Source organism: Vibrio sp. 10N.222.46.A1, assembly GCF_041473595.1.
GTDB classification, from domain to species: Bacteria; Pseudomonadota; Gammaproteobacteria; order Enterobacterales; family Vibrionaceae; genus Vibrio; species Vibrio tasmaniensis_A.
The window spans coordinates 1-4,853 of the sequence record NZ_JBFRSN010000108.1 but is presented as its reverse complement, the minus strand read 5'-3'; the positions used below and the strand labels follow the sequence as shown (position 1 = coordinate 4,853).

The following is a 4,853-nucleotide window of genomic DNA, read 5'->3' as shown; positions in this document are numbered from 1 at the left end:
GCGGCTTCAATCGCTGCATTTAACGCAAGGAGATTGGTCTGTTCAGCGATTTCACCAATCACTGTCAAAATATCACTGATCCCTTTAGTTTCTTGGCTCATGCTTTCTAGGTTCGATGATGTGTTCTCTATCTCAGAAACTAGTGCATTAACCTTCATTTGTGCATCACCGACAGCATTGAGTGATTGCTCCCCGATATCCGACGCGACTTTAGTTGATTGCGCCGTTTCACCTGCATTTTGGGCAACGGCGTCAGCTGTTGAACTCATTTCTTCAATGGCAGTGACAATTTGTTCAGTTTCTTGCACGTGCTGATTCAAAATGTGGTTATTTTCATCTGATTTATGTTCAAGTTGCTGCACATTTTCTTTCAGTTCAGACGATGCTGCGTCAATCTTTAGCATCAAGTCTTGTATATGCTCGATGAATTGGTTTACACCAGATGCGATTTGCCCTAAATCATCGTGTTTCTTTACTTCGAGTCTCTGAGTTAAATCACCATCACCATTTGATAGCCCTGTAATGGTTCCTTTCAACGCTAGGATGGGTTTGTAAAGAATATTGAGAATGAATAACGTGGCAACTACGCTGATCAATAGGTAGACAATCGTGATCATAATTGCTTGCTGCTGAGCGACTTCTAGCGCTGCGAATACGACGCTTTTGTCTAATCCAACAAGTAGGTACCACTCTTTGTCACCATAGCTAACCGCATGGCTGAACATCACTTTCTCAACGCTGTTGATACTATAATTAACGATTGTGCTTTCTGAATTTTGTGCTTTTTTTGCAACGTCTTTCAAAGAAGCGTAATCCGTTAATTTAGTGCCCACTTTAACCACACTGGATGTGCTAGCCAGCACCGTCATGTCATTGGTCATCATCATCGAAATAGCACCGTTGAGGTCGATTTCAGAGACAGTGTCACTTAAAACATCGAGTGGAATGTCTGCCAATACCACACCGTTACCAACATCTTTACCAATGCTCACCATTAAGGTACCTGTTGTGGAGTCTGTATATGGGTCTGTATATACAAGGCTTCCTGAACGCTTACCTTCTTTGTACCAAGCTTTACTGCGAGGGTCGTAGCTTGATGGGCTTTTGTGATTATCCCAGCCCGGGTAATCGAATGAGGCATAAGCATCGCCATTGTCAAAACCTATCATCAAGTTCGCGACATCAGCACCTAATGAGCCCACGCGCATTCGCTCGGCGTGTCTATCTTGATAATTATGTTGACGATAATCAGCAGCTACTTTTGCTACTGCTTGTGTTTTTGCTTCTAGGTAAGTCTCAACCTTATTCCCTTCAATGCGAATACGGTCTTGTGTGCTCTGATAAATAGTGTCAGTGAGTGCTTCCTTCTTACTCTGATATGATAAATAGTTGGCTGAACCGACACTTATTGCGATTATTACTGATACTGCGACTAAAAGAACCTGCTTAAATCCAAGTTGTTTCATATGAATGTCCTTAATACTGAGCGTGCTCATCTGTCTGGCTAATGATTGTGCGAGTATATAGAGATATAGTGAATGCAACTACGCTCTCAATTGAACATTTAGTCTAATTTGAACAGTCTCAGCTCTGTATACAAAAAGCTCATGAAAAAATGGTTTATGCAGTAATGGTTCATTGATGCTGAATGAGAGGGAATCGTGACCGCCAGATAGAGATGTTTACGACAGTGTGGTACTGACTTTAAAGCTTAAATAAGGCGCCGCATTAGGGTATTTGAGCATAATGGATAACGTCACTAGTCAGTCATATGCGCTTGCTTATTGAGATGAGTGAGCTGTCATCAAAATAGTTACAAAACGTAAGCAACCTTCAGTACTTACGTTATCTCTATACTAACCAGCTAAGCCCTGCCAAATGGCAGTAAAGCCACTGATAGAACATAACAGTAAAGAACCAATTCGTATCTTCTCTTTAGGAATGCTTTGCGTGGTCATTAACGCCACTTTGTAACCCAACCAAGCAGCAGGCAGCAAAGGTATGGTGATGATCAAATGGTGCATAGTGAAGAAGCCAATTGGGATCTGAACAATCAACGAAATGATTGAACTAAAGACAAAAAAGGCAGACAAGTTGCCACGCAGCTGATTGGCATCTTGGTGTTGGAGTAGCAGTGCCATAGGTGGACCACCAATACCTGAACTGGTGCCAAAAAATCCTGAGAAGAATCCCGCGATGCCCATTTTGGCAGGCGTCGGCTCTAACCTAAATGGAAGCAAGCTGACAATCACTGCAAATACCACTAATAAACCTAACCAAAGTGACAACACGCTCGTTGAAACCATCACCAACAAGGCACCGCCTGCTAGTGAGCCTGGAATGCGTCCTAGTAATGCGATTTTTAATCCGCCAATAGAAATGTTTGCACGGTGTTTAAAGGCGTTGAATAACGAGATGAACAGGCCAACTAAACAGATAGGCGCAGGTACATAGTCGGGCGAGACTAAAAACAACAACGGGGCAGCCACAATAGCCAAGCCAAAGCCGATTGCTGTTTGTACAAACGAGCCGACAAAAATGAGTGCCATCGCGATAAGGGCGGTCTGATCTAGGTATTCCATAAGCCTGCGAATTAGTTTTAAAGGAGCGAGTGGATACTATAAATTAAAACGAAAAGAATAGTCTTATTATTCAGTGAGGCTTATGCAAGTTTCGTTAGTTATCATTTCGATAATAACGACTAACAAAAAAGCGAGTGAGCATATCAGGATACTTCCTTTCAATACTCACTCGCTTTATTGGAACGACTTGTTGTTTACGCTAGTGGGGGAGTCAGTGTTAAACGTTAAGCCATTGCCAATTTCAGTCGCTCAATCGGCTTGTCATTGATTGGTAAATGGATAAGCGCTGCCGCAAATGCAAGTACCACGGTTGACCACCAGATTGGCTCGTAAGAACCGTAGTAATCGTAAATACGACCGCCAACCCAAGCGCCTAAGAAGCTACCCACTTGGTGAGTAAAGAACACCAAACCGTACAACGTCGACAGGTAACGAGCACCGAAGATCTGACGAACTAAGCCAGAAGTTAGCGGAACCGTACCCAACCAACAAAAACCAATCGCTGCACCGAAGATAGCCGCGGTTGACTCAGTAACAGGCAAAGTGACAAAAGCTCCGATAACCACAGTACGTACTAAGTACAGTGCCGACATTACATGACGCTTGCTGAACTTATCGCCCATCACACCCCAGAAGTAAGATCCGAAGATGTTGAAGATACCCACATAAGCCAGTGCCATTGCTGCGCTGCTCGCGGGTAGGTTTTTGTCGGCTAAGTAACTCGGTAAGTGCGTCGCAATGAACATCACGTGGAAACCACACACGAAGAAGCCTGCGTGAATTAACCAATAACTTTTGTTCGCAAATGCTTCAGACAGCGCTTCTTTTAGTGTCTGAGTGTCTTCTACTTGCTTATTGGTTGCCGACTTCGGCGCTCGCATAAACAGGGCAAAAGAGATCATGAAACAACAAAGTACGCCAAAGACTTGCATTGCACTCTGCCAGTCAAATTCGTTCAACATGTATTGCGCGCCCGGAATTACCGCGAACATACCAAATGAACCTGCTGCTGTGGTTAAACCAAATGCCTTCGCTGCGTGCTCTGCAGGTACTACGTTTGCTACCGCGCCTAGCACGATCACATAGCTCGTCGCACTCAATCCAAGGCCAACTAATGCGCCTAATGAAACGTAAAGCATGCTTGATTCGGTAGAAATAGAGGTAAGAAGTAAACCCAAACCGTAAGCACATGCGCCAGCAATAATGATGCGTCTTGCTCCCCATTTGTCAGCAGCCATACCAACAAAAGGTTGGAACACGCCAAACAATAGGTTTTGTAGCGCAATCGCGAAGCTGAAAAACTCTCGACCCGTGCCGAAATGCTCTGAAATTGGCATCATGAAAATGCCGAATGATTGTCTGATCCCTAGACTGATAATAAGTGTGCCGATCCCAAGCCATACCAGTAAAGGAAAACGGAAAATGCTCATTCTAATACTCTTAAATTAATGGTGGTGATGTGAGTGGTCTTGCGCTGACATGTGTTGGTCAGTCATTTTATTGTGGTGTTCGTGCCCGGAATGCTCATGCGCTGACTGCTGGTGGCATCCACTGCTAACGGCATGCTGAGCCAAGAGATCGATCAATGGCTGATTGTGATGCACAATTACCAAACTAATGACAAGGAATAGCGTCATTCTGGCGAGTTGGGCAAAAAGAGATTGTGAAAACATAAGGTGTTTACATGCGCTCAATGTTGTAAGAAGTCGCGCATCATAATGACGAGTAGGGTATGTATCAAATGACCTTTTGTGATTTAGTCTATGCGTTTTATGCATAGATTTAAGCATCGCTGGAGTTGGAATGAAACGTAGCTAATAAATAGGAAAACACGAAGCTCGCTGATTATGTGGTAGAAGCGGAGAATTTAGGATGGATATTTAATTTTTTAGATATAACTGCTTGTTTTAGTGAAGTATTTTAAAGCCTGTAAAAGCTAGTATACAAATTAATCACTCAGTAACACTGCGCATTTACTCGACTTATCTGTTAAACATCGTAAATTTGTACTTCAATCGTTTCAACGGGACTGAAACGCGATGTTAAAAGATTCAGGGAGAGTCATTCACATGGATAAAGATCATAACCTTCGCGAAAACTTACTGGCACTGATCTTAGGTAGCGCGCTAGTGTCACTCGGCGTTATCTTTTTCAATCAAGTCGGTTTGCTCACCGGAGGCACGGCTGGTCTAGCGATCTTCATTACCAAAGTGACAGATTTGAGCTTTGGCCAAGTGTTCTTCGCACTTAACTTACCTTTCTATATTTTGT

The 4,853-nt window shown here is 43.3% G+C and carries 4 protein-coding genes; 1 reads left to right on the top strand and 3 read right to left on the bottom strand.

Features of this window, described 5'->3' with window-relative positions; genetic code table 11:
• The 3 genes from AB4496_RS03940 to AB4496_RS03930 form a co-directional block, all read right to left on the bottom strand.
• On the bottom strand, window positions 1–1,466 hold a 1,466-nt coding region (locus tag AB4496_RS03940), incomplete at its 3' end, for a methyl-accepting chemotaxis protein (protein ID WP_372130607.1).
• Window positions 1,467–1,856: 390 nt separating this feature from the next.
• On the bottom strand, window positions 1,857–2,582 hold the full coding sequence (locus AB4496_RS03935; RefSeq protein WP_170962739.1) for a sulfite exporter TauE/SafE family protein: 726 nt from the start codon (window positions 2,580–2,582) through the stop codon (window positions 1,857–1,859).
• A gap of 224 nt (window positions 2,583–2,806) precedes the next feature.
• Window positions 2,807–4,012 carry an MFS transporter gene (locus AB4496_RS03930; protein ID WP_102258227.1) on the bottom strand — a complete coding sequence of 402 codons (1,206 nt, stop codon included), beginning with the start codon at window positions 4,010–4,012 and terminating at the stop codon, window positions 2,807–2,809.
• A 639-nt stretch (window positions 4,013–4,651) separates the two neighbouring features.
• Between AB4496_RS03930 and AB4496_RS03925 the strand changes: the two genes are divergently transcribed.
• Window positions 4,652–4,853 (top strand): YitT family protein (locus AB4496_RS03925; protein ID WP_372130605.1); only part of this gene is annotated, 202 nt, incomplete at its 3' end.

Coding starts and splice junctions, on each gene's coding strand:
- AB4496_RS03935 (WP_170962739.1), bottom strand. CDS start 2,582: ATGGAATACCTAGATCAGACCGCCCTTATCGCGATGGCACTCATTTTT.
- AB4496_RS03930 (WP_102258227.1), bottom strand. CDS start 4,012: ATGAGCATTTTCCGTTTTCCTTTACTGGTATGGCTTGGGATCGGCACA.